Source organism: Bacteroidota bacterium (assembly GCA_008933805.1).
GTDB lineage: Bacteria > Bacteroidota > Bacteroidia > UBA8524 > UBA8524 > SB11.
Window position 1 is genome coordinate 245057 of record WBUH01000002.1, and the last position, 24556, is coordinate 269612.

Annotated in this window: 13 protein-coding genes; 6 read left to right on the plus strand and 7 right to left on the minus strand. The window is 41.5% G+C overall.

All coding sequences use genetic code 11. The features are described 5' to 3' along the window. Window positions 1-197: 197 nt before the first annotated feature. The 3 genes from F9K23_03190 (at window position 198) to F9K23_03200 (ending at window position 6705) form a co-directional block, all read left to right on the plus strand. Window positions 198-1835 (plus strand): T9SS type A sorting domain-containing protein, encoded by a 1638-nt coding sequence (locus tag F9K23_03190; protein ID KAB2918163.1) that lies wholly within the window; start codon window positions 198-200, stop codon window positions 1833-1835. A 15-nt stretch (window positions 1836-1850) separates the two neighbouring features. Then, window positions 1851-3632, plus strand: coding sequence for a signal peptide peptidase SppA (gene sppA / locus F9K23_03195; protein ID KAB2918164.1), 1782 nt, complete (start codon window positions 1851-1853; stop codon window positions 3630-3632). A 226-nt stretch (window positions 3633-3858) separates the two neighbouring features. Then, complete coding sequence (locus tag F9K23_03200) at window positions 3859-6705, plus strand: membrane assembly protein AsmA (GenBank protein ID KAB2918165.1); 2847 nt, start codon at window positions 3859-3861, stop codon at window positions 6703-6705. Window positions 6706-6779: 74 nt separating this feature from the next. On the opposite strand, the gene F9K23_03205 is transcribed toward F9K23_03200, so the two are convergent. The 5 genes from F9K23_03205 to F9K23_03225 form a co-directional block, all read right to left on the minus strand. Next, a complete protein-coding gene (locus F9K23_03205; protein KAB2918166.1) occupies window positions 6780-7199 on the minus strand; it encodes a hypothetical protein in 420 nt (139 codons plus the stop codon). 163 nt (window positions 7200-7362) lie between these two features. After that, window positions 7363-10836 carry an efflux RND transporter permease subunit gene (locus F9K23_03210; GenBank protein KAB2918167.1) on the minus strand — a complete coding sequence of 1158 codons (3474 nt, stop codon included), beginning with the start codon at window positions 10834-10836 and terminating at the stop codon, window positions 7363-7365. 27 nt (window positions 10837-10863) lie between these two features. Next, a complete protein-coding gene (locus F9K23_03215) occupies window positions 10864-11982 on the minus strand; it encodes an efflux RND transporter periplasmic adaptor subunit (protein ID KAB2918168.1) in 1119 nt (372 codons plus the stop codon). Between the two features lie 43 nt (window positions 11983-12025). Continuing rightward, the gene (locus tag F9K23_03220; protein KAB2918169.1) at window positions 12026-13399 is read right to left on the minus strand and encodes a TolC family protein; all 1374 of its coding nucleotides are present in this window, start codon (window positions 13397-13399) and stop codon (window positions 12026-12028) included. Window positions 13400-13405: 6 nt separating this feature from the next. After that, window positions 13406-14092 carry a TetR/AcrR family transcriptional regulator gene (locus tag F9K23_03225; protein ID KAB2918170.1) on the minus strand — a complete coding sequence of 229 codons (687 nt, stop codon included), beginning with the start codon at window positions 14090-14092 and terminating at the stop codon, window positions 13406-13408. A 63-nt stretch (window positions 14093-14155) separates the two neighbouring features. Here F9K23_03225 and F9K23_03230 point away from each other — a divergent pair, with 63 nt between their 5' ends. Further along, entirely contained in the window at window positions 14156-14923 is a 768-nt protein-coding gene (locus tag F9K23_03230; protein ID KAB2918171.1) for a phosphatase PAP2 family protein, read from the plus strand. Between the two features lie 8 nt (window positions 14924-14931). Here the strand turns inward: F9K23_03230 and F9K23_03235 are convergent, their stop codons facing one another. Continuing rightward, window positions 14932-18780 carry a PKD domain-containing protein gene (locus F9K23_03235; protein KAB2918172.1) on the minus strand — a complete coding sequence of 1283 codons (3849 nt, stop codon included), beginning with the start codon at window positions 18778-18780 and terminating at the stop codon, window positions 14932-14934. Window positions 18781-18952: 172 nt separating this feature from the next. On the opposite strand from F9K23_03235, the gene F9K23_03240 reads away from it, so the two are divergent. Further along, window positions 18953-22726 carry a PKD domain-containing protein gene (locus F9K23_03240; protein KAB2918173.1) on the plus strand — a complete coding sequence of 1258 codons (3774 nt, stop codon included), beginning with the start codon at window positions 18953-18955 and terminating at the stop codon, window positions 22724-22726. Here F9K23_03240 and F9K23_03245 read toward each other — a convergent pair. Next, window positions 22719-23135, minus strand: a complete 417-nt coding sequence (locus tag F9K23_03245; protein ID KAB2918174.1) for a thiol-disulfide oxidoreductase DCC family protein — start codon at window positions 23133-23135, stop codon at window positions 22719-22721. The genes F9K23_03240 and F9K23_03245 overlap by 8 nt on opposite strands. Before the next feature lie 30 nt (window positions 23136-23165). Here F9K23_03245 and F9K23_03250 point away from each other — a divergent pair, with 30 nt between their 5' ends. After that, window positions 23166-24494, plus strand: coding sequence for a signal recognition particle protein (locus tag F9K23_03250; GenBank protein KAB2918175.1), 1329 nt, complete (start codon window positions 23166-23168; stop codon window positions 24492-24494). The last annotated feature ends 62 nt before the right edge of the window (window positions 24495-24556 follow it).

Sequence of the window (24556 nt, forward strand, 5' to 3'; positions counted from 1 at the left end):
GAGGCGGGCTTTATGCCCGTCGTTGAGCAGTATAGATTAGATTGAAATGTTTCTCAAAATGAAATTCATTTCGAACAGGATATAAAATCCCGTTCTGTTGGGTATTTCCTTACGAAGGGTTTTAAACCCTTCGAGAGGTATGCCCTTCGTTCAAAGCAACACTAAACATGTAAGATTACCCGTATTAATTTAATAGCATGGCAACCTATGTGCAAAATCAAAGCAGTAATTTTGCAAGGTTTATGATAAAGAAAATTACCGTTGCCGCCATCGCTGTTTTTATGGCGTTGGGCATAAATGCACAAAAATTAAGGGTTTCAACCGATACAGTTAAGTACGGTACCTTATTTAAGTATGTAACCTCGGGAGTTAATATAACCATATACAACGATGCTCCGTTTGATATGCAAGGGGTGAAGCTAAAGACCACGAATAGTGATTTTACGCTTAGCGACACCTTGGTAAACATACCTGCCATGAACTCTAAAGTGGTGAATGTGAAGTTTCGTCCCCGACACAATGTTGATTACAACAATGAGCTAATAATCAGCACCCAAAGTCCTTATGGTGCTTATAATGTACACCTAAAAGGCACAGGGTTTTATAGTAACACCTATTATAGTACCACACAAAACAAGTGGGAAGGTGATTTAATGGCCGCGCTAAAAGCTAAAATTTCATCAGCTAATACGTTGGGCTATACAGTGGTGCGCGACCAAATGTATGCCTATGTAGATAATAACAACGATAGTGTAGAGTGTGTGTATATAGGGCGTAAGGCCAAGTTTAATACCCGAGCCGGTGCTGTAGCGGAAGACTTTACTGCCGAACATAATTTTCCACGCAGCAAATACACTTCGCAAGACCCTATGTTTTCAGATGTCCATCATTTGTTTCCTGCCGATGGGCCTGCAAATACCCGCCGCAGCGATGACCCTTTCGGCATTGTAACCTCTCCTGTTTGGATGGTGGGCGGTTCACTGAGCGATAACCAAAAATTTGAGCCCCGTAACGAGCACAAAGGAACAGCAGCAAGGGCCATGTTCTATTTTGTTACCCGTTATCAAGATTATACCAACTTTTTTGACCCGCAAGAAGATTTGTTGCGCGGATGGGCAGCACAGTTTCCCGTTACCCCAAAAGATTCTATCCGTCACGAGCGCGCTGCGCAAGTGCAAGGTAACCGCAACCCTTTTACCGACCATCCTGAGTTTATTGAGCGTATCAGCAACTTTGCAGGTACAGCTCCAACTCCGGTTAAAAAATACGAACTTACTTACAGCCAACCCGTAAACTTTGGGTATGTGTCATTAAACGAGACTATTAATTATGTGGCGGTGCTTACCAACACCGGTAAAGCAGCGGTTGATTACACGCTATCAGCCATTAACCCTAAACCGCAAACAAATGTTTCTGCATTGGTAGGTTCTTTCACCATACAACCGGGCGAAACCAAACGTTTGGTGTTCAGCTTCACCGCTAAAACAGTAGGCACCAACTTTACCGATTCATTCAGCTTTAAGGCACAAGGGTTTAACGAAACCATTATGGCCTTTACTGCCAATGTATCAGGCTTAGGAATTAATGAGGCTGCACGAACCAATATCAGCTTGTTTCCAAACCCTGCAAATGCTGCAGTTACGCTTAGTGCCGACCGCGCATTAAACTATCCTGCCACGGTTAATTTTTATGATTTGGCAGGAAAATGTGTTTATTCTACCGTTTTAAATGAAAGTTTTACCGATATAAATGTTACGACGCTGATTTCGGGTTGTTACTTTGTACAAGTAAATGACGGAACCTTGAGTTCCATCACTAAACTTGTTAAGTTTTAACCACGAAAGAGTATCATGAAACAATTTTTTAAAATGATGTTTGCCTCAATGTTCGGCTTTGTGCTGGCAGGCATCTTACTTGTATTTATCGTTTTCGGAATTATAGCCGCAACGGTTTCAAGTTTCAGCGAAAAGAAAGAAGTAAAAGTATCAGCCAACAGTGTTTTACACCTTAAACTGGATACGTACTTAGAAGATCGCACCTCTGAAAATCCCTTTGTTAATTATAACTTCAGCAACTTTGAATCAAACAACTCCGCGGGTGTGTACGATGTTATCCGTAGCATCAAAAAGGCCAAAGCCGATGCACACATGAGCGGTATCTTTATCGAGTTTGGCTCAGGTTTTCATGCAGGTTTTGCCAATTTGCAAGATTTACGTGAAGCCATTATCGATTTTAAAAAATCGGGCAAATTCGTTTATGCCTATTCAGAGATTTATGCCGAGCGTAATTATTACCTGGCCAGTACAGCCGATAAGGTTTTCTTAGACCCGTCGGGTGAGTTGATTTTCAACGGTATGTCGGTAAACATTACTTTCTTTAAAAGCATGCTGGATAAGCTGGGCATAGAAATGCAGGTGTTTAAGGCAGGTAAATTTAAAGGTGCCGTTGAGCCCTTTATCCGTGAGGACCTAAGCCCTGAGAACGAGGAGCAAATAAACGTGTACCTAACCTCGTTGTACGGTACGTTTATCAAAGGTATTTCAGAAAGCCGCAAAATTGATACCGCGCGTTTGTATGAAATTGCCGATAAAATGGAAATCCGCACTGCCAAAACTGCTGTGGATTTGAAAATGATTGACGCTTTGAAACACCACGATGAGGTGTTGGCTGAAATCCGCAAAAAGTTGGGTACCGGCGGTGATGACAAAATTGATTTTGTATCGGCGTATGATTACCGCGATGTAAAAGTTGACGGTGAGAATAAAGACAGCGAAAACCAAGGTAAAATTGCCATTTTGTATGCAGTAGGCGATATAGTTGACGGCAGCGGCGATGAAGCCACTGTTGGTTCGCACAGCTTACGCGAAGCTATTATAAAAGCCCGCACCAACGATAAAATTAAAGCTGTTGTGTTGCGCATCAACTCGCCCGGCGGTAGTGCAATGGCATCTGATGTGATATTGCGCGAGCTTGCCTTATTAAAGAAAACAAAACCTCTTATCGTATCTATGGGTGATGTGGCTGCATCTGGCGGTTATTACATTGCTATGGCTGCTGATACTATTGTGGCACAACCTAATACCATTACCGGCTCGATAGGTGTGTTTGGTATGCTACCCAACATGAAAGGTTTGTTGAACGATAAATTGGGTATTCATTTAGATGGTGTAAAAAAAGGCGAGTTTTCAGAACTTGGCCGTCCCGACCGTCCTTTTACCGAAGGCGAAAAAGCCATCATACAAGGATATGTTGAAGACGTTTACCGTCAGTTTTTAGGGGTTGTATCAAAAGGCAGGGGAATGGATACTGCAGCAGTGCACGAAATTGCTCAAGGCCGTGTTTGGACTGCCGAAGATGCTAAAGCCCGCGGCTTGGTGGATGTGATGGGTGGTATGCAAACAGCATTAGACATCGCTGCTAAAAAAGCAGGGTTAACCAACTACCGTATTACTGAATTGCCCGTTGAGAAAAACCCGTTTGAAGAATTCTTTAAGAGCATGAGTGCTGAAACCAAAGCCAAAATGCTGAAAGAAGAATTGGGCGAAAGCTATACTTACTACATGCAAATGAAACGTGCAATGCGTGTGCAAGGCATACAAACCCGCATGCCGTTTGAAATTACAGTTGACTAATTTTTTCTCATAGAACAATATACTTTAAGAAGCCCCGAAAGGGGCTTTTTTGTTTTAGGGGTAGTGAAAGGAAAACAAAAATTAACAAGTCGTTCTAAAATAGGGGCTTGGTTTTTGCGTTTAAGGTACAATACTAAAAACACAGATATTTTTTTGCAGGGATGTAACTAATACAGGCTATAACCGTCTAACTTAGTAGCTTTGCAGCGTATAATACAAAAAGCCGATGAAGAAGTTTTTTAAAATCACAGCCATTGTAGTTGTAGTGTTATTGGGTGTTGTTATCGCCCTGCCCTTTATATTTAAGGGTAAAATTGTGGAGTTGGTGAAAAAAGAAGCCAACAAACAACTTACCGCCACCGTTGATTTTGATAACGATATATCCCTTAGCCTGTTTAAAAACTTCCCTCAGTTTACTATTGAGCTTAAGAAATTCAGCATTGCAGATAGTACTGATAGCGATACACTGGTTTCTGTGCAGCGTTTTTCGGCTACCCTGGATGTAATGTCTGTTATATCAGGCGATAAAATTCAGATTAACTCCATTGTGTTGGATAATCCCCGTATTTATGCAAAAGTGCGTAAAGACGGTAAAGCCAACTGGGATATAATGAAGCCGAGTACCGATACCGCAACGGCTGCCCCTGCGGATACAACTTCATCCTTTAAATTAGGTTTAAAGAAATTTGAAATCATAAACGGACGCATTGTTTATGACGACCAGCAAGGTGGTATTTACAGTGCACTTGAAGGTTTGAACCATACCCTTAGCGGTGATTTTACCCAAGACCTTTTTACCCTGCAAACCAAAACCGATGCGCAAGCTGTGACGGTAGGTATGGACGGCTTGAATTACCTGAACAAGGTGAAAGCCAACCTAAAAGCCGATTTGGAAATGGACATGAAGCAGATGAAGTTTACGTTTAAAGAAAACGAACTTCAACTGAATGAGTTGTTTGCAGGCTTTGATGGTTTTGTCGCCATGCCTGCCGAGGACATACAAATGGATTTGAAGTTTGCTGCCCGCAAAACCGACTTTAAAAATATTTTATCGCTGATACCTGCGGTGTACACCAAAGATTTTGCAAACGTTAAAACCTCAGGTAAATTAGGACTTGACGGCAGTTTAAAAGGTATCTATAACGAAAAATCACTGCCTGCGTTTATCATCAATTTGGTGATAGATAACGGGATGTTCCAATATCCCGGTATGCCTGCCGATATGCGCAGCATATTTGTGAACCTGAATGTTACCAACCCTGACGGGGTAATTGACAACACGGTTATCGACCTGAAAAAATTTGATTTTATATTGGCTAACGAGCCGTTTAGTGCCAGGTTATTGGCTAAAAATCCCACTACCGACCCTTATGTAGATATGAACGTAAAGGGTAGGGTAGATTTGGCTCAAGTATCAAAATTGGCACCGCTTGAAAAAGGCACAACCCTTAGTGGGTTGATTGCTGCCGATATGAGTGCAAAAGGCCGTGTATCAACCCTTGAGAGTGGCAACTATGAAGATTTTAATGCATCGGGTAGTATGACGGCTACTAATGTAGTGTATGATACCGACAGCTTGCCCAAAACCACTATTACCAACGCCCAGTTGAATTTTAACCCCAAAACAGTTGAAATGCCTGTTTTTGCGGCGGTGTTAGGTAACAGCGATGTGAACATGAAAGGCAGCTTGAGCAACTTTTTCAGTTATTTCTTGGGTAATGCTATATTGAAAGGGGAGTTGGATATGCAATCAAACTTGTTTGATGCCAACCAATACCTGACAGGAGAAACCAATGGTACTGAAACTCCCGCACCGGCCGATACAGTTCCGCTTACTGTGGTTGAAGTTCCTAAGAATATTGATTTTACATTAAACTTAGCGGTTAATCGCTTTTTGTACGACAACCTTGAGTTGAAAAACATGGGCGGTATGGCTAAAGTTGCTGATGGTGCTGTGTTGCTTAACAATGTGCGTACGGATATTTTTGGCGGTAATGTAAAAATGAACGGAAGCTACAGCACCGCTAATCCGTTGAAACCCGAAACCAAGCTGAATTTTGCCGTTACAAGCATTGATGCAGGCGAAGCATTTAAATACATGAATACCGTGAAGCAGTTGGCACCCATTGCCCAATACATCAACGGTAAAATATCAGCCAATTTTGATTTAAACACGCTGTTGGGTGGTGATATGATGCCATTGCTAAGCAGCTTAACCAGTAGTGGTAAATTAGAGATACCCAAGGCTGCACTAGCAGGTTACCCACCGATGATGAAGCTATCAAACACCTTGAAAGTAGATAAGCTGCAATCGTTGGATTTGAATAAAATACTGCTGATGTTTAGTGTAGAAGACGGACGCATAAAGCTGCAACCGTTTAAACTGGCTACCAGTGGTGTAAATATGCTTATTTCAGGCTCGTCTGGATTAGACCAATCGTTGGATTATGATGTGAAACTGGATATTCCGCGCAGCTTGTTTGGCAGTGGTGCAAATGCAGCGCTTGATAACATGCTTGCCGAGGTAGGTAAAAAGGGAATAGCGCTTAAACCCAGTGAAATTATTAATGTGAATGCTTTGATAGGTGGTTTCACCACAAATCCTACCATTAAAACCAGCTTAAAGGAGATTGCTAAAAACACCTTGGACGATGTGAAAGATGCAGCCAAGCAAAAGTTGAACGAAGAAAAGGATAAAGCCATTGACAAGGCAAATGCTGAATTGCAAAAACGTATTGATGCTGCCAAAGCGCAAGGAGAAAAACTAATTGCCGAGGCTCAAAAGAAAGCGGATGCGCTGAAAGCTGAATCGAGGAAGCAAGCCGATGCAATTTTGGCCGAAGCGAATAAACAAGCTGACGATAAGGTGAAGTTGGCGGGTAATAATCCGATAGCTAAAGCGGCTGCACAAAAAGTGGCTGATAAATTGAAAGCAGAAGCACGCACCAAAGCAGATAAAGCGATTGCCGAAGGCGATGCTAAAGCCGATGGTTTGGTAAACGAAGCCCGCAAGCAGGCCGACCAGTTGGTGAAGGATGCCGAAGCAGGTAAAAACTCAACATTGGGAAGGTAATGTAACCACCGATGATAAACAAAAAGCCCCGCTGCAAGCGGGGCTTTTTTTATGCTGTATAAAGTAGAGCAGGATTATTGCTTTTGTCCAAAAAAACTAATGTTACCGCTGTTTTGAGTATAAACAATTTGAGGAGGGTTGCTGTTTGCAATCACATAAAAGCTACCATCAAGAGTACCTTGTTGGTGGTAAATAGAAGTATCGTTTTTAAACACAAACACATCAACAGTTTGCATTTTGGTGTTTTCGGGGCCGGGGGTTATCCTCACTTTAGCATCGCTAAGTTTAGTTACAGTAACGCTCATGTTTGAAGTTGTACCTTGTCCGTTGGTAACATCACCAATAAACTTTCCGGTAGATTTTGCCCATACATCAACAGTAGGGTTGTTACCGCCGCCATTATTATTGTTACTGCTGCTATTATCGTCTTTACTGCACGATACAGCACCAAGTGCAAGTGCACCGGCCATTAAGAAAATGTAAAGCTTTTTCATTTTTACTCTTTAGTTTTTATTAAGATGTTTAATGTCCCAAAAATGTTACCGCAATGTAGTTTTTTTTTGTTTTTGAAGTTGAAAATTAGTTCAGATGTAAAAAAAATCCCACCTGCGCAAAGCACAGGCGGGATATATAACGAAACTAAAAAGGAGGGCTTGGTTATTCTGTTACTGAATCTTCAGCAGCAGTTATTGATGGTTCGTCACTAGACTTCTTTCTAAACCAACGCATTTGTACTTTCTCACTGATAATATACATTACAGGAACTACAAGCAGGGTTAGGAAAGTTGTAACTATCAAACCGAAAATAATAGTCCACGATAGAGGACCCCAGAACATTGCACTATCTCCACCTATATATATGTGCGGGTGGTATTCGCTCAATATGGTAAAGAAGTTAATGTTTATACCCATAGCAAGGGGCACAAGACCCAATACTGTGGTGATTGCAGTTAGCAATACAGGGCGCAAACGGGTACTTCCTGAAATTGCAACGGTTTCTACTAACTCGTTTATTGGCAAACTCTCATCTTCACTAAGACCTAATTCTTGTTTGCGGCGTTTTATACTTAGGTCGGTAAAGTCAATCAATACAATCGCGTTGTTTACAGCCACACCGGCCAATGATATAATACCCAAACCGCACATCAGGATTGAGAAATCCATTTGGAAGATACCAAAACCCATAAACACACCGATGGTACTAAACAATACCGAAAGCATGATAATAGCGGGGTTGATGATACTGTTGAACTGAGCCACAATAATCAGGAATATAAGCATGAACGCTATCATAAATGCACGACCCATAAATTCTGATGATTTGCTTTGCTCTTCTTGCTCACCGGTAAATTTGTAATCGTAGCCGGCAGGCAGTTCAAATCCTTCTAGCAAGGCTTTGTATTTAGGTACTATTTCGTTAGCACTGTAACCTTCTTTAACGTTTGAGTAGATAGCAATTACCCTGTCCATGTCTTTACGTTTTACCGAACCGAAAGTGGTACCGTAATCAACCGTAGCAACTGCCGAAATAGGCACTTGAACAATTTGTCCGTTTGAAGGGTTACGGAACGTAATTAACTGGTTCATCAAATTGCTACCGTTATAACGTTGGTCGTTTTTCAAGCGCAAGTTGATTGGGAAATCGTCTTCACCTTCTTTAAACTTAGAGACTTCTTTACCAAAGCTACCTGTACGGATGGTATTAGCAATACTGAAGGTAGAGATTCCGAAACGACGAGCCGCTTCACGGTCAATTTTCACTATCATTTCGGGTTTGCTATCTTCAAGGTCGGTTTCAAGTTTATCTACACCGGGTATCTTTTCAGCATCCATATAGGCAAGCATCAAGTTGGTGTATTTAATCAAGGTGTCGTAGTTTTCACCACTTACCTCAACGTTAATAGGCTTACCAACCGGGGGGCCGTCACGGTTCTTTTCTACCGAAATATTGGCTTCAGGTATTCCTTGCAAAGCCGCACGTACATCTTCAAGCACTTGTGATGTGGTGGCAACACCTTCCATCTTCATACGGTCTTCGGTTTTAATAAACGTAACTGTAATACGCGCTTTGTGTGGCATAGCACCTTGCTGTACACCCTCGTTAGGGTCAGAGGTACCTTCACCTACTTGTGCCAGCATAGCCTCCACAATTTTCTTATGGGGTTTTAGCACACTGTCAATTTTAGTTTCCAATTGCTTGGTAAAAGCATTAGTACGTTCAATATCAGTACCCAATGGCATTTCAACAAACACGTTAAAGTACAAGGGGTCGTTATCGGGGAAGAACGTAACTTTTACATCGCTTTTTGCAAAGAACATCCAACTGAAAATCATCAGTGCTGTTGTTGAGAAGAAAATGGTTTTGGTGTGAGTGAAACACCATTTAGCAACACGCAGGTATAGGTTTTCAAGTTTCACCAAACCGTTGTTTTGGAAACGGATAGACGCAGGTTTAAAGTAATAACGGGTTAGTATGCGCAGCAATGCCCACAGCAATAACAAGTTACCCAAGGTTAGGCTGCCACCCACAATAAGTAACAAACCGGGTACAATTAATACCACATTGTATATCCAGAATTTACGAACGGGAGAACCTTTATCCTCTTCATCTTTTATCATCAGCCTTGAAGTAAGCACAGGGTTTACTACCAGTGCCACAAACAATGAAGCTGAAAGAACGGTGATGATGGTAATAGGCAAGTATTTCATAAACTCACCAATCAAATCATTCCAGAACAATAGGGGAAGGAAAGCTGCTACCGTAGTAAGGGTTGATGAAATAATAGGCCATGCCACTTCACCAATACCATATTTTGATGCATCGTATTTATTAAAACCTTCTTTGGTGTATAAGCGGTAAATGTTTTCAACTACCACAATACCGTTATCAACCAACATACCTAAGGCCATGATTAGCGAGAAAAGCACCATCATGTTTAGTGTAGCTCCCATAAAATACAGGATAGCATACCCCAACATCATTGATAGCGGAATGGCAATACCTACAAACAACGCATTACGCACACCCATAAAGAACAACAGGATAAGTACTACCAGAATAATACCTGAGATAATACTGTTTTCAAGGTTGCTTACGTTATCACGGGTTTGGATACTTTGGTCGTTGGTAAGAACCACTTTCATGCCTTTTGGCAGCTTGTTTTTCTGTGCATCTTCAAGGATTAGTTTCACCTTGTCGATACCATTCAGAAGGTTCTCACCCGATTTTTTCATAATATCAATTGATACTACGGGGTTTTTATCCAAGCGGGCAAAGCTTTGAGCTTCTTCAGGGCCAAATTCAACAGTAGCTATATCACGCAGGTACACAATTTTTTGGTTCTCGTCCTTTACAATAATGTTGGCCAAGTCCTTAAAATCTTTGTATTCACCTGATATACGAATACTGCGGCGGTTAATGTTATCACCGTCTATGCTTTGTATATCACCACCCGACATTGAAATGTTTTCAGATTTGATTGCATTTTCAATATCGCCGAAGCTGATTTGCATCGCTTCCATTTGGTTTTTATCTACTGATATACGCACCTCTTTGTCAAGCAAACCGCGTATCTCAGCTTTAGAAATCTCAGGAAGTTTTTCAAACTCATCTTCTAGGTATTCAGCGTTTTCTTTCAACACATCGTAGCTAAAGTTACCCGATATGTTTACGTTAACAACCGGAAACTCAGAGAAGTCCATTTCAAAAATGTTCGGGTCGTTGGGCAAGTCGTTGGGCAAATCGCCTTTAATCTTGTCCACCGCATCTTTCACATCCTGTAAGGCTTCTTCGGGGGTTATGTCAAGGTCAAATTCAACGATAATAGTTGAGTAATCTTGAATAGAGGTAGAGGTAAATTTTTTGATGCCCTTTAACGATTTAATTTCTTTTTCGATAGGGCGGGTAACAAGGTTTTCCATATCAGTAGGAGAGTTACCGGGGTAAACTGTTCCTACGTAGATAATTGATTGCTTAATCTCGGGGAAGCTTTCTTTTGGCATTGCGCCATAGCCTACCCAACCTATTATAGCAATAATAAACACCAACACATAAACGCTGGTTCTATTATTAATAGAGAAGGTTGAAAGGCCAAACTCTTTTAAGAGCTGTTTATCTTTATCTGTGCTCATACAGTAGTAGTCAGGATTAGAGTTGGATTATTTTACAATTGAAATCAAGGTACCATCGGCAAGACCTTTTGTATTTTCTGTAACAATACGGTCGCCGGCTACAAGACCTTCAGTAATTTCAGTAAGTGCATTTGCAGTTTGTCCTGCTTTAATTGCTCTTCTTTTTGCATAGGCTTTGCCACCCTTTTCTTCAACTACATATACAAAACTTCCTGCACCATCTGTACTAATTACATTTGATGGAACAGCTATCGCGTTAGGTTTTACATAATCAAAGATGGTAACCATCGACAACAAATTAGGCTTAAGGTTTTGGCTGTTGTTGAAGATGTTTACAGTGATAGCAAATGTGCGGTTTGCAGGATCGATAACCTGACCTACAGCACCTATTTTAGCGCCCATAGTGTAGTTGATACCGGGGAATTTAAGGTACACTGAGTCGCCAATTTGTACGGCTGATACATACCTTTCAGATATTTGAGCAGTAACTTTAAGCTGGTTGTTGTTTACCACACGGGCTACAAGCATGCCGGGCATAATGTTTTCGCCATTGTTTATCATTACATCATCTACCACACCGCTTACTGGTGAAGTGATATTGTATTTGGCATATTGGCTGCGCAATGTTTCAAGTTGTTTTTTCAAAGCATCGCGTTGGTTTTCAGCTTGCAACAATTGCATTTCAGTACCTACGTTTTGGTCGCGCAAGGCTTTTTGTTTTTTGTAGGTAATCTCAGCCAGTTTCAAAGCGTTTTCAACTTCTTGTATAGAGTTAGCAGTAATATCACCGTTCACACGGGCAATTAACTGGCCTTCGCTCACTTTTTGGCCTTCTTTTACTAATACATCTACTACACGTCCGGCTACTTCGCTACCTACAATCACATTCTTATCGCTTTCTACTACACCTTGCATTTCTACAGGGCGTTTAAAGGTAGTAGCAGCAAGTGGTTGTATTTTTACAGGCACCGCTACATCAGCAGCACTGGTTTTTGATGAAAGTTCTTTTTCAAGGTCTTCAATTTTTTTGCCCAAGTCGGCATATTCAGCTTTCATTGCATCAAGCTGCTTTTGCTTGTCGGTTTCTTGTTTTCCGCATGATATGGCCAATATTGCTACAAGGGCCAATGCTATAATATTTTTCATTTGTGTTAGTGATTTGGTGAAATTGTTTTATAGTTTGTTTTGTTTATTCAAGTATTTTACCCCCTGTAGCCTTGCGGTATTCAAGTTCAGATACCATCAGTTCGTAAAGGGCTATTAAAAGGTTCGTTTCAGTTGTATTGCTTTCAGTTTCAGCAGTTGTGTACTCTAGTGATGTACCTAAACCTTCCTGAAGTTTAATTTTGGCAATGCGTTTAATTTCAGTGGCCAACTCCATGTTTTTCTTTTGCAGGTTATAGCTTTCAAGAGCGCGCAAGTACGATGTACGGGCTGTAAATACCTCGTTTTGGTACGATTGCTCAAACTGGGTTTTAGTAATTTGATATTGTTGCAACCTTAAATCGGCTTGTTGTATAAACGAACGCTGCCTGAAACCTGTGAAAATGGGTACGTGCAAAGTAAGACCCCATGAAGTACCGGGAAACCAAGGGTTGCCCAACTGGCTCAACTCACCTTTGCTGGCAAATGTGTTTTGTTGGTGGCTGATAAAACCATTTAACGTAGGGTAGTAGCCTACCTGATAACGGCGTTTATCCAATATGCCTAACTTAATTTGTTGTTCAAGTATTTTATACTCGGGGCGGGCGCTAATGTTACCATTTGCATCTACGTTCAACACCTTCATTTTGGCTTCAAGGGTTTCGCTGGTTTCAGTAAGCTGGATGTCTTTGCTCATATCAAAACCCATTTGAAGTTTTAATACATTCAACATCACTTTACGTTGGTCTTCTAACCTTGCTTTTTGTATTGCAAGATTTGAGCGTGAAAGCGCAATACGGGTAGTATCAACCGCTTCTGCAAAACCTTGTATTGCCATGGCGCTCATGGTAAACAACGTTGAATCAAGACTACGCAAGCTGGCAGATAATTGCTCAATACGTTCATCAGCCATTAGCACTGAGTAGTAGGCCTTAATGGTGTTTATTTCTATCTCAATCTCAGTTTGTTGAGTAGCCAATGTGCTCATTTCAACATACTCTTGAGCCGCTTTTACACCTAAGAAATAGGTACCGTCAAAAATCAACTGGTTTAGTTGGCCATTCACAGTTAATGAGTTGGCTAAACCAAATTGAGCATTGATGTACTCTGGGCCGCGAGGCGAGCCGGGAGGCAACGCATCGTTTATAAAGTTGGGAAGCCTTTGGGTAGCTATTTGTATGTTGTTGGTATAGCTGGCTCCTGCACTTATTTGTGGCAACCCGCTAGCCAAAATTTCTTTTACCTTTTGGTTAGAAAGTTTTTCATCAATGCGGGTTTTTTGTAACGAAAGGTTGTTTTTCTTGGCGTATTCAACCGCCTCCTTAATCGAAAACTTGGTGGCCTCCTGCGCATTGGCGGGCAGGTATAGGCCCGCAACAACCGCAAGCGCTACCAAAAGCCGTATTAGTCTTATTTTCATAGTTAATTATATTTTGTTGTATTGTTTGTTTAAATATTCAATGCCTTTTGGGGTTGCAATGCCGTGAATGTGGTAGTTTAGCATGGATTTCACCACCTCTTCAAACTTAAATTTGTCGCGTGGAAAGTAAGGGCTTTCAAGCACTGCGTCGGCCATAACCATATAAAGACGGGGAATGATTTTAGTATCTACATCGGGGCGGTAGTAACCTTCTTTAATACCACGCACCATATTGCTTTCAAGCTGTTCGGATATGCAAGCCAATTTGTATTCGCCCAGTTTCTGAAATGCGCCCGAATGGTATTTACGCAAATCAAACATCAAGGCAGGGCTGGTATCTTTTAATTGCTGGCAAAAAAAGTCGCCAATGGCCAACATAGCGTCAATGGGATTTTTGTTATCCTCGCCAAGTACTTCGCAGGTATGTCGGTGGCGTTGCAGATAAAACTCTAAGGTTTTTTCAACCAAATCGTTTTTATCATTCACAAACTGGTATAAAGTTTTTTTGCTTATACCTAGCTCACGAGCAACGTCGTCCATCGTGATACTCTTTATTCCGTACCGCGAGAAAAGGTTTTCGCTCCCTTCTAATATTTTAAGTAGTAATTGCAAAACGGTGGCAAAGGTAAAAAAAGAATAAACGTAAGAAACATTTTTGAAACAAAACGTTTCCTTTGTTTCTTTTGTTTCCAATTAAATTATTGATAATCAAGTTTTTGTGATTTTTTGAATTTTACGAAACGTAGAAAAAAACCGATGAACCGTATTTTTTGTATGATTGTACCGATGAAAAAAATAAGCGTTGTAATATCTTTTGGGGTACTGTTTTTTTTGTGTGCGACGATGAGTGAAGCCCAAACCGTACTGAAACTAAAAAGGCCATTGGTGTATTATACCGCAGGCGGAAGCATAGGTTTGGCGGCAGGCGGGTACTTGGTAACACAGACAACAAGGCCTTATACGGTTGCCGAGCTGGCAACGTTTGACCGTAACAACCTTAATGCAATTGACAAGCAAGCTACTTATCAATACAATACACAAGCTAAGTTTTACAGTGATGTTACTGCTTTTACCAGCGTTGCAATTCCGGCAGCAATGAGTTTGTTGCCTACCATACGCAAAGAGTTTGTAACGTATAATGCCGTTTATGCCCAATGTTTGTTGGCTACTATGGGACAAAGCATGCTGCTAAAAGGCTTTATTAATAAGGCAAGGCCCTATGTTTATAATACCGATGCTCCCCTTGATAGACGGTTGAGTCGTGATGCAGGGCATTCGTTTCCATCAATGCATACTTCTGTTTCTGCTGCTGCTTGCTTCTTTGCGGCCACTACTTTTAGCCTCTATTATCCTGAAAGTAAATATAAAGTACCTGTTTGGATAGGTGCTGTAGTATTGCCGGCATTAACCGGTTACCTGCGAAACCAAAGCGGACGACACTTTTATAGTGATATTGCAGGAGGATACGCCATAGGAGCAGTAAACGGAATACTTTTTCCGTTGTTGTTTAGGCCGAGAAAATAAAAATGAGCTTATCTGATAAGGTGAATAGTACCGTTAAGGGCATAAGGCCTTCCTTCAGCATCAATAATTTTGATGGCGTATGAGTACATATCTGTTGGCATAGCCACATCGTCAGAACGTCCGTCCCAACGGTGGTTCAAATCGTGCGATACAAAAATCTCTTGTCCCCAACGGTTAAATATCTGCATTTTGTAACTGCTGATAAACTCCACGCCGTCCATTCCAAAATAATCATTCTTACCATCACCATTGGGGGTAAAGCTTGTTGGAACATACGCGTCAAACGGAGGAACAATCAAAATCTCTTTGCTTATTTTGGTTACGCAGCCGGTTTTGTTGGCCACTTCCAGCCCTACAGTATAATATCCTGCTTTTTCGTAAGTAATCAGTACGGTTTGTTGAGTTGATGATTGGCCGTTACCAAAATCCCAGTTGTATGAGTTTACATCACCTGAAACTTTAGGAATAAACTCAATTACAGTTTCATCAAAACCCCATTGTTTTTTGTAGTGGCTAAAATCAGCCGTAGGCAGTTTAACCACATTTACACCATTGGGTTTTGAAGTTACATACCTGCAACCTTTATCAGAAACAGCAGTTGCGGTTAAAGTGTAGCTGCCACTGTGTTGGTATGTGTACGAAGGTTGGGCTTCAGTAGAAAGTTCTCCATCACCCAAATCCCACAACCACTCACGTATGGGTATAAAGTTATCCAGTCCTGTTATTTTCAAACGGGCAGGTTGTTTATCACAAGCCTCAACGCTCACAATTTCAAAAACAGGTGTTGGGTGCACAGTTACTTCAATAGGGTCAAAACTTCCCTCGCAACCCTCAGCCGACTTAGCTTCAAGCTGGATGTTATATTTACCTGGTGCTAAATAATTAGCTGTAGGGGTAGCTGTATACAGCTCAGTACCGTTGCCTAGTTTCCAAACGTAGTTGGTAATCTCAACATCGTTAGAGCGGTTTACACTTAGTTTAAACGCGTTAAGGTCAAGACATTGTCCGTCGTTATTTACTGCAATAGTCCCTTTAGGATTTTCAAAAACAGTTACCGAGTGAGTGCTAATGTCTTCGCAACCGTTTTTAGATACAAGCTTTAACTCAAGGGTATTTTTACCTTTAGTAGTAAAGGTAATTGGCAGTGGGTTAGCATAGTACACTTTACCGTTTTCATCCTTCCAACTGTACGCTGATACAGGGGCAGATGGGTTAGTGTTTGCAAATGAAAACTCAAACCTGTTGTTAGCTTCGCAAGCACTTAAGGTTTTTATGGTTACATCAGCGTTGGGCTTTTCAAAAGTAGTCACCGTATTAACAGCAGTAACTTTACAGCCTTTATCGTTGGTAGCCGTTAACGAAACCAAATAGCTTGAGTTAGGAGCAAATGTTTTAACAGGGTTTTTATCGTTTGAGGTTGTATTATCACCAAAATCCCAATCAAACTGTTGAATAGGATGGTCGCCCGTAGTAGTATTTATAAACTCAACGGGGTTGTTTCCTAAACAAGAAGTTGAGTTTTTAGAAGTAGTGAAACTAACGGTAGGAGATGAGTAAACAACTACATCTGTCTCAGTAGTAACGCTGCAACCGGCAAGGTTTGTAACCGTTAATTTTATAGGATAGGTACCTGCTGCAGGGAATGAAAGATTGATTTCTTCTTTACCTTTAATAACAGTAGTCCCTGAAACCCACTCAATTGTTTCATAACTTTTCAGCGGGCTGCTTTTCTTGAAAGTGAAACGGTTATCAATATCGCACGACTTGTGAGTTATGGTAGAGAATGCTGCATCAGGACCTTCAAACACTGTTACTTGTTTGCTAATAACATCACTGCATCCCTCAGATGATATTGCAGTTAGTTTTACCGTATAGGTACCTGCTTTACTAAAGTTCCATTCGATAGGTGATTTATCAAGTTTTCTGCCTTCAACTTCAAACTCAATAGTATAATCTCCTGCGTAAGAAGAGGTGTTTGTAAAGAAGAACTTGTTTGTTACACCACAATTATTACCCACGGCAACACTAAAGTCGGCCTTAATATCAGCGTTCACTTTAACATCCTTGGTTACAGAATCTACACAACCGGAAGTAGAAGTTAGTATGTGTGTGATTTTATGGGTTCCGGCTGTTGTAAACGAAACTTTTTTAGTAGTTCCGCTACCGGAAGCTACATCATCAATCATCCACTTATTAGCTGTTTTAGTATCAGATGCTGTAAAAGTGAAAGAGTTGCCTTTGAAGCATTGTACAGCTTTATCAATACTGAAATCAGGGTTTAAAATATTATAGGTGACTTTAACCGAGTCTCTTGTAACACAACCCATTGATGTAACATCAACAAAGTGGATACCCGGAGTTGTAATAACACGGTTGCCTACTTTACTACCGTTGTTCCATAAGTAGGTAGCACCCGGCAGGTTAAGTTTAACAGAAAGAGATTGTGATTTACACAAAACAGTATCGTTGCCCAATGTAAATTGAGGCGGACGATTGATAGTAACTTGGTGGTTAAAGGTTTCAGCGTTTCCGTTGTAGTAAATGGTTGCCGAAACAATATATACACCGGCAGACTTGTAGGTATATGATGGTGAAAAACCTTTGGCACGATTTCCCGGATAAGTTGAGTTATCACCAAAATCCCACTGGATAGAGTCCATACCGTTTATAAGAAAACCAAACTGGGTAGCTTGATTCTCGCAAAGGTTTTCAGCAACTATATAATTATCTGCAAAGTAATTGGTAATAAAATTAGGGAAGCCTTGCACTGCCCATTTGCCGTTTAAGCTGATTGAATTATCAGTAAATCCGGCAGTAGAAGCATCGTTGTTAGGGAAGTTAATAGTGCCAAGGGTAGTATTTTGCTTGCAGAAGTATAACTTCTTATCAGGGCCTAACTGGATTGCCCAAAGGTTTTCATCAGAGGTGAATTCTTTTTGTGAAAAGCGAAGCACCGATGAGTTTTTAACCTCGGGGATGGTATATTGAAACAAACTTTTACCCGATGTTACGTACAAACGTTTACTGTCGGGAGAAAACTCAACACCGTAAGGGGCAATATCATAGCCGTCAATTGTAAGAGGGTTTGATAGTGTTCCGTTCTCGGCATCAAAATCAAAAAGCTCAACAAACTTGTTTGAGCTATTAACACCAACAGCAAGGGCAACCTTTTTGCCGTTGGGAGAAAATTTCATATACCCGATGGTACCCTTGCCCGAAGCTCCCAAATGCGCATTGCCTAAAGTGGTAGTTACAGGGGTAGTAGCAGGGCCGTTTTCGGTAATTTTAAATGCGTAGAAGTTGGCTGCATTGGCAGTATTTGAAGCCTCGATAGTACCGTGCACTAAAACCCAATAATCAACTCCGTTGCTGTGGCGGGTAACCGTCAGTTTTTCTGCAAGGGGGGTAATCATTGATACGTTTTTGGTACCGGTAACGTCACCAAAGCCCAAATTTAGTGACATATTCACCTCGCTGTACTTCAAACCGTTAGATAAACCTTCACGGTCTAAAGTAAAAATGTAATAACGGTCTTTATGGCCGGGGCGGGGAACTATAATTGATGATTGTGTGGCTGAAACGTGACCTGCGAGACCTTGTCCGTTTGGCATAAGCTGATGATTTGCCGACCAAACTTTTTGTCCGTCTGTATAGAATAATAATTGACCTGAAGGAGCGCAAATACTAGCACACCCTTCGTAGGCTACTAACGAACCGTTAGTTACTGCGAAAGGAGGGTTGCTGTTAAAACTGATTCCTGCGTTAATCCCAAAGTGCCAAACGTTGGCTTGCTTTTGAGCAAAAACAGAAACAGAAAGAAAAAATACAACCCAGGTTAAAAGTATACGTCTATTCAAATACAACCTCTCTCAATTTTTAACATTTACTATACAATAATATAAAAATAAGTTGTGATTTACTACACATTATTAACATATTATACAAAAATGACCGCCACTCATCACAAAGTTAAGCAGGTGGTATAAACCTTAACAAGCAAACCAAAAAATCATTATATTTTTGTGAAGCATGAAAGCTAAACTACCGTTACTGGTGTTGCCGGCCATTATTTTGCTATGGTACGGAAGGCTAGGTGCGCAATGCGCAGGCATTGGCTTTTATGCAAGTGAAACATCTGTTTGTGCTCCAAAATCAATTAAATTTTTTTCGACGAACGTACCTGCCGGTAGCACTTTTGAATGGAACTATGGTTTTGGTGCGGTTTTAGGAAAAGATACCGGACAATATATTTATACAAACACGGGAAATTACACGGTTTCATTACGAGTAGTTTTAGCCGATGGAGTAACAGAATGTATAGTTTCAAAGCCCAATTACATCACCGTTAATAAAAATCCCGTCCCGTTATTTTCAGTTAGCAGGTCTGTACTTTGTGATGGCCCCGATACGGTAACCGTTTCTGATGTAAGTACCGGTGTTCAATCGCGGTCGTGGATTGTTGACGGTTTACCGATTGCAGATACCACCCCTCAGTTTGTTTATTCATTTACTACGGCAGGGGTTAAAAGCATTGTATTGGCGGCAAGTTCGGTTAATTGTCCTACGGTTTATTACAAGGTAGATTCGGCAGTACGCATATACAACCCGATGAGTTTTGATTTTGCGGCAGATACCACCAAAGGTTGTGTTCCGTTAATGATTACTTATTCAGTTAAAAACCTTACAGCAGGGCATACCCCCGGCCAATATAATTGGAGCTTTAGCGGCGGAAATCCTTCTGCGGCAACTCAACCCAACCCCACGGTTCAATACAATACGGCAGGAACTTTTGCCGCCTCGCTACAAATTATTAATACCGACGGGTGCAGCTATGGAGTAAACAAACCGGGTTATCTTGTTTTGGGAGACTCGATAGGGTTTACCGTTAATCCATCAAAAAATTCAGGGTGTAGGGGAGAAGAATTTATTCTGAATATTTCAAACCCAATGCTTGGTGGTGATTTTACGTGGGATTTAGGCAGCGGTAACGCACAAGCAGGTTCAACGCAACACAGTCAGCGTGTGGTTTTTTCTGATACTGGCTATAAGGCTATTACAGTTACAAGAGATTACAATGGGTGTATAACCACAAAAGCCGTTAATAATTTGGTGTACATAACCCCGCCGCTGGCAAATTTTTTAGTGCTGAATCCTGTGGAGTGCGATTCAACTGCACGGGTGTATTTATTCAATAGGTCAAGACTGGCGACAGGTGCCACACACACCTATTTGTGGAAATTTTACAACCCCGACGGAGCTCTTGAGGGTACTTCAACAGATTCTATTCCTGTGTTTTATACCAGCCGAATGGGTAATTATTCTCTGGAATTAGTAGTGAAAGGAAGCAACGGCTGTTCTGATTCAATTCTACAAACCACCAGTATCAGTAGACGCACGGGGCGTTCAAACTTTATTGTTGACCCTTCTGTTAGTTGCGCGAACAATACCGTAACATTCACTTCCACATCTTCTGCATTTTCTTCGGGTGAACCGAACATTTATGAGTGGACAATTTTTGGTAAAGACGGGGCAACTGTTTTGAAACACCAAAACTCGGGGGCTTTTCCGCGTATTTCCTATAACTTCTCAGATACGGGTGATTACAAAGTGGCATTAAAGGTGTTTAACTCAAAATGTGAGGATACGTTTAATTTATTAGCCCCGATAAAAATTATCAAACCCACCACCACAATAACGGCAAACAATTATCTGCCCTGCGTGGATGTTCCCATCTCATTGCAGGCAAATACAGTCCCCGATATTTCACCGGTAAATTATAAGTACACATGGTGTTTGCAAAATGCTGCTGATACAGGCATTACATTTACGGGTTCAGGAGCTACTTTTCCTGTTACTATTGATAAACCGGGACGATACCACGCAACGCTAATCACCCAATGGGCACAGGGGTGTATTGATACGGTTCGCGTCAATTCATTAATAAAGGTGAGTGGGGTAGTTCTCACGGCTCAATTCAGTAACCCTACCAGTTGTGTGCCGCTTGTGGGCAATGCCAGTGCCGCGGTAACTCAAAACTATAATTTCTTAAATCCCGGTAATGCCACCATCAACTACAGTTGGCATACCAAACCGGTTACAGGTGTAGTGTTTACAACTCCAAATGCATCAGCCACACAAGTAACCTTTAACCAAACGGGCGAGTACATATTATTGGTAGCCGCGACCAATGCCAGCGGGTGTTCAGATACAATTGCGTTTACATCGTCAGTGTTTTCTGGCATAAGAGCAGGCTTTTCAATACCTGTCTCTGTTTGTTTTGGCGATTCGGTAGCAACAGTTAATGAAGCTGAACTTGTTCCTGACAAGTACCAATGGACTGTAACCCCAAGCACAGCGGCTTTTTTACCATCGGCCAATGTTGCAGCCCCTAAAATACAATTTGCTGATTCAGGCGTTTATACCGTACGTCAAATTGTTTCAAAAGGGGGCATCTGCTATGATACGGCAGTTCATCAGGTAAGGGCAGTGAAAGTTATTGCCGGGTTTTATACCAACGATACCTTAAAATATTGTGCTCCGGTGAGTGTGCAGTACACCAATACATCGGTAAACGCCGATACATTGATTTGGTGGCAGGAAGCAGCACCGCGTGTAGAAATGCCAGCTGTGTCCCAATACACATCAGTTTATTTTAGAAACAGCGGACCGCAAGGCTTTTTTGTAAACCTGATTGCAAGAAATAAATTGGGGTGTGCCGATACACTTTTAAGACCTGCATACCTAACTATACTGGGGCCGGTGGCTAAATTTACCCTTGATGATGACAAAGGCTGTACTCCGCACACTGTAACTTTTACCGATAGTAGTAAATACTATAGTGAATACTTTTTTGATTACGGTGACGGGAGTGTGTTTGACAGTACAGGAAATCCGGGTACGCATATGTATGTGAGGGCTGCTAATGATACTATTGCCGAATCGAGAATATATAAACCAAAAGTGTTTTTGCTTGATGCGCAAGGTTGCCTTGCCGAATACAATTATCAGGGAGAGCTGAGGGTAAGCAATTACCCGATTACACATCCTGTAATTACAAATACGGAAGGCTGTGTGCCGTTGTCGGTTGATTTTTTTGATTCGGCAATATTGGGCAAAACATGGAAATGGGATTTTGAAAACGACGGGACTACAGATGCAAACGGGCGAAGGGCTAAGCATACCTACACAACCGCGGGTTCATACGATGTGTTGTTGCGCGTAAACTCAGATTGGGGCTGTGAAAAAATCGATACGCTAAAAAACGGAGTGATTGTGCATGATTTGCCCGTGGCAGGCTTTACTCTAAATAAAGACGATAACGATACTGCCAGAATTTTCTATGATTTTGTTAATCAATCGCTAAACTATGCTTCATTAGAATGGTACGATGACACCACCTATATTAATAATGGCAACTTGTTTAGATACGGTTTCAGGGATACAGGTTACCGTACAGTGCGGTTGATAGCTATTTCGGCAGAAAATTGCAGGGATACCATTGATTCTACCATTTATGTAGCGCCCGATTACTTCTTTCATATCCCTACGGCGTTTACACCCAATCAGAAAGACGGGAATGAAACCTTTGGTGTGTATGGGCCATTGTGGGCCAAACGTTTTTCAATGAAAATTTATAATCGTTACGGCCAACAAATATTTGAAACCAATAAAGTTGCCGAACAATGGGACGGTACACATTTGGGAGTGCCTTGCCAACAAGATACGTACGCCTATCAGATAGAATACCTTGATTTATACGGCAAATGGCATGTATTCAGCGGAACGGTAATTCTGCTCAGATAAATTTGGCTTTCAATTCAGGGGTGGGTATCATGCAGCTTTCTTGCCTGCCAAACCAGCGATATCGGTTATTCGCAATCAATCTGTACACAAAATTCCTAATAAAAGGCGGCACAATAATAAACGCATAAAGTAGCGGCCATAAACCATTCAAATGTTTGGCTACTTTAAGTGCTGCGGTCGATTGTGTGTAATATTTCCCCTTTTCGATAAAAACAAACGTTGAAAAGTGCCGGGTGGGCAACCCCGATTGTTTCAACAGTTGTTGGCCTGTATCCGATTGTAATGCCGCAAAACGGAAGTAATCAGCAGCATCGCGTTTTAGCACAAACTGCACACTGCTGTTGCAAAGGTTGCACACACCATCAAATAACACTATACCGTGCTTGCCATATTCTTCAGCCAATTGCATACATTTGCAGCCGCAAAAATACGCTTAAAAATGTTTGAGAATTTAAGTTCGAAGTTAGAAAGGGCCTTTAAATCGCTTAGCGGACAGGGAAAAATTACTGAACTGAACGTTGCCGAAACTATTAAAGAAATACGCAAAGCCCTTATAGATGCCGACGTAAACTATAAAATTGCCAAAACTTTTACCGATACGGTAAAAACCAAAGCAATGGGTGCTAATGTGCTCACCAGCGTATCGCCCGGCCAGCAAATGGTAAAAATTGTGAGCGATGAGCTTACAGAATTACTGGGCGGCCAAAAAATAGATATTAATATCAGCGGCAGCCCCGCCATTATACTAATAGCCGGTTTGCAGGGTAGTGGTAAAACCACCTTCAGCGGTAAGTTGGCCCGTTACCTTAAAAGTAAAGGCCGCAATCCTTTGCTGGTTGCTTGCGACGTTTACCGTCCTGCGGCTATCAACCAGTTGAAAGTACTGGGCGAGCAAGTTGGCGTAGCCGTTTACACTGAAGAAGACAGCAAGAACCCCGTACAAATTGCCGAAAACGCAATAAAACACGCTAAACAACACGGCCACAACCTTGTGATTGTGGATACTGCCGGTCGTTTAAGTGTTGACGAGGAGATGATGACCGAGATAGCCAATGTGAAAAAGGCGATTACTCCGGGTGAGATTTTGTTTGTTGTAGATTCAATGACAGGTCAGGATGCGGTAAATACTGCCGAAGCCTTTAACCAGCGATTGGATTTTGACGGTGTGGTACTAACCAAATTGGACGGTGATACACGCGGTGGTGCGGCGTTGTCTATCAAATCTGTGGTAAACAAACCTATCAAGTTTGTGAGCATGGGCGAGAAGATGGATGCCTTGGATGTGTTCTATCCCGAGCGTATGGCCCAACGTATCTTGGGTATGGGTGATATCGTATCGTTGGTAGAGCGTGCCCAATCGGTATTTGATAAAGAAGAAGCCGAGCGTTTGCAAAAGAAACTGAGCCGTAACGAGTTTAACTTTGAAGACTTTTACAGCCAGTTGCAGCAAATTAAAAAAATGGGTAACCTGAAAGATTTGATGGGAATGATACCCGGTATCGGCAAAGCAATTAAAGATGTAGATGTGAGCGACGATAGTTTTAAACACATCGAAGCGATTATACAATCCATGACCCCGCACGAACGCCAAAACCCCGATGTGATGAACGGCTCACGCCGCAAGCGCATTGCATTAGGCTCAGGTAGGGATGTGCAGGAAGTAAACCAGCTGATAAAGCAATTTGAAGATATGCGTAAGATGATGAAAACCATGAACAAATTGCAAGGAGCAGGTAGAAGTATGAAGGGATTGCCTTTTAGGAGATAGTTTTAAGTTTACAGTTTTCTGTTTTCAGTTAAAGAGTGGAAATAGGAAATTGTGACAAGCTT

Bases quoted from the DNA above. Each gene is read 5' to 3' on its own strand.
- F9K23_03205 (KAB2918166.1), bottom strand. From the start codon at position 7,199: ATGAAAAAGCTTTACATTTTCTTAATGGCCGGTGCACTTGCACTTGGT.
- F9K23_03215 (KAB2918168.1), bottom strand. From the start codon at position 11,982: ATGAAAAATATTATAGCATTGGCCCTTGTAGCAATATTGGCCATATCA.
- sppA (KAB2918164.1), top strand. From the start codon at position 1,851: ATGAAACAATTTTTTAAAATGATGTTTGCCTCAATGTTCGGCTTTGTG.
- F9K23_03210 (KAB2918167.1), bottom strand. From the start codon at position 10,836: ATGAGCACAGATAAAGATAAACAGCTCTTAAAAGAGTTTGGCCTTTCA.
- F9K23_03245 (KAB2918174.1), bottom strand. From the start codon at position 23,135: ATGCAATTGGCTGAAGAATATGGCAAGCACGGTATAGTGTTATTTGAT.
- F9K23_03240 (KAB2918173.1), top strand. From the start codon at position 18,953: ATGAAAGCTAAACTACCGTTACTGGTGTTGCCGGCCATTATTTTGCTA.
- F9K23_03250 (KAB2918175.1), top strand. From the start codon at position 23,166: ATGTTTGAGAATTTAAGTTCGAAGTTAGAAAGGGCCTTTAAATCGCTT.
- F9K23_03190 (KAB2918163.1), top strand. From the start codon at position 198: ATGGCAACCTATGTGCAAAATCAAAGCAGTAATTTTGCAAGGTTTATG.
- F9K23_03220 (KAB2918169.1), bottom strand. From the start codon at position 13,399: ATGAAAATAAGACTAATACGGCTTTTGGTAGCGCTTGCGGTTGTTGCG.
- F9K23_03230 (KAB2918171.1), top strand. From the start codon at position 14,156: ATGAACCGTATTTTTTGTATGATTGTACCGATGAAAAAAATAAGCGTT.
- F9K23_03200 (KAB2918165.1), top strand. From the start codon at position 3,859: ATGAAGAAGTTTTTTAAAATCACAGCCATTGTAGTTGTAGTGTTATTG.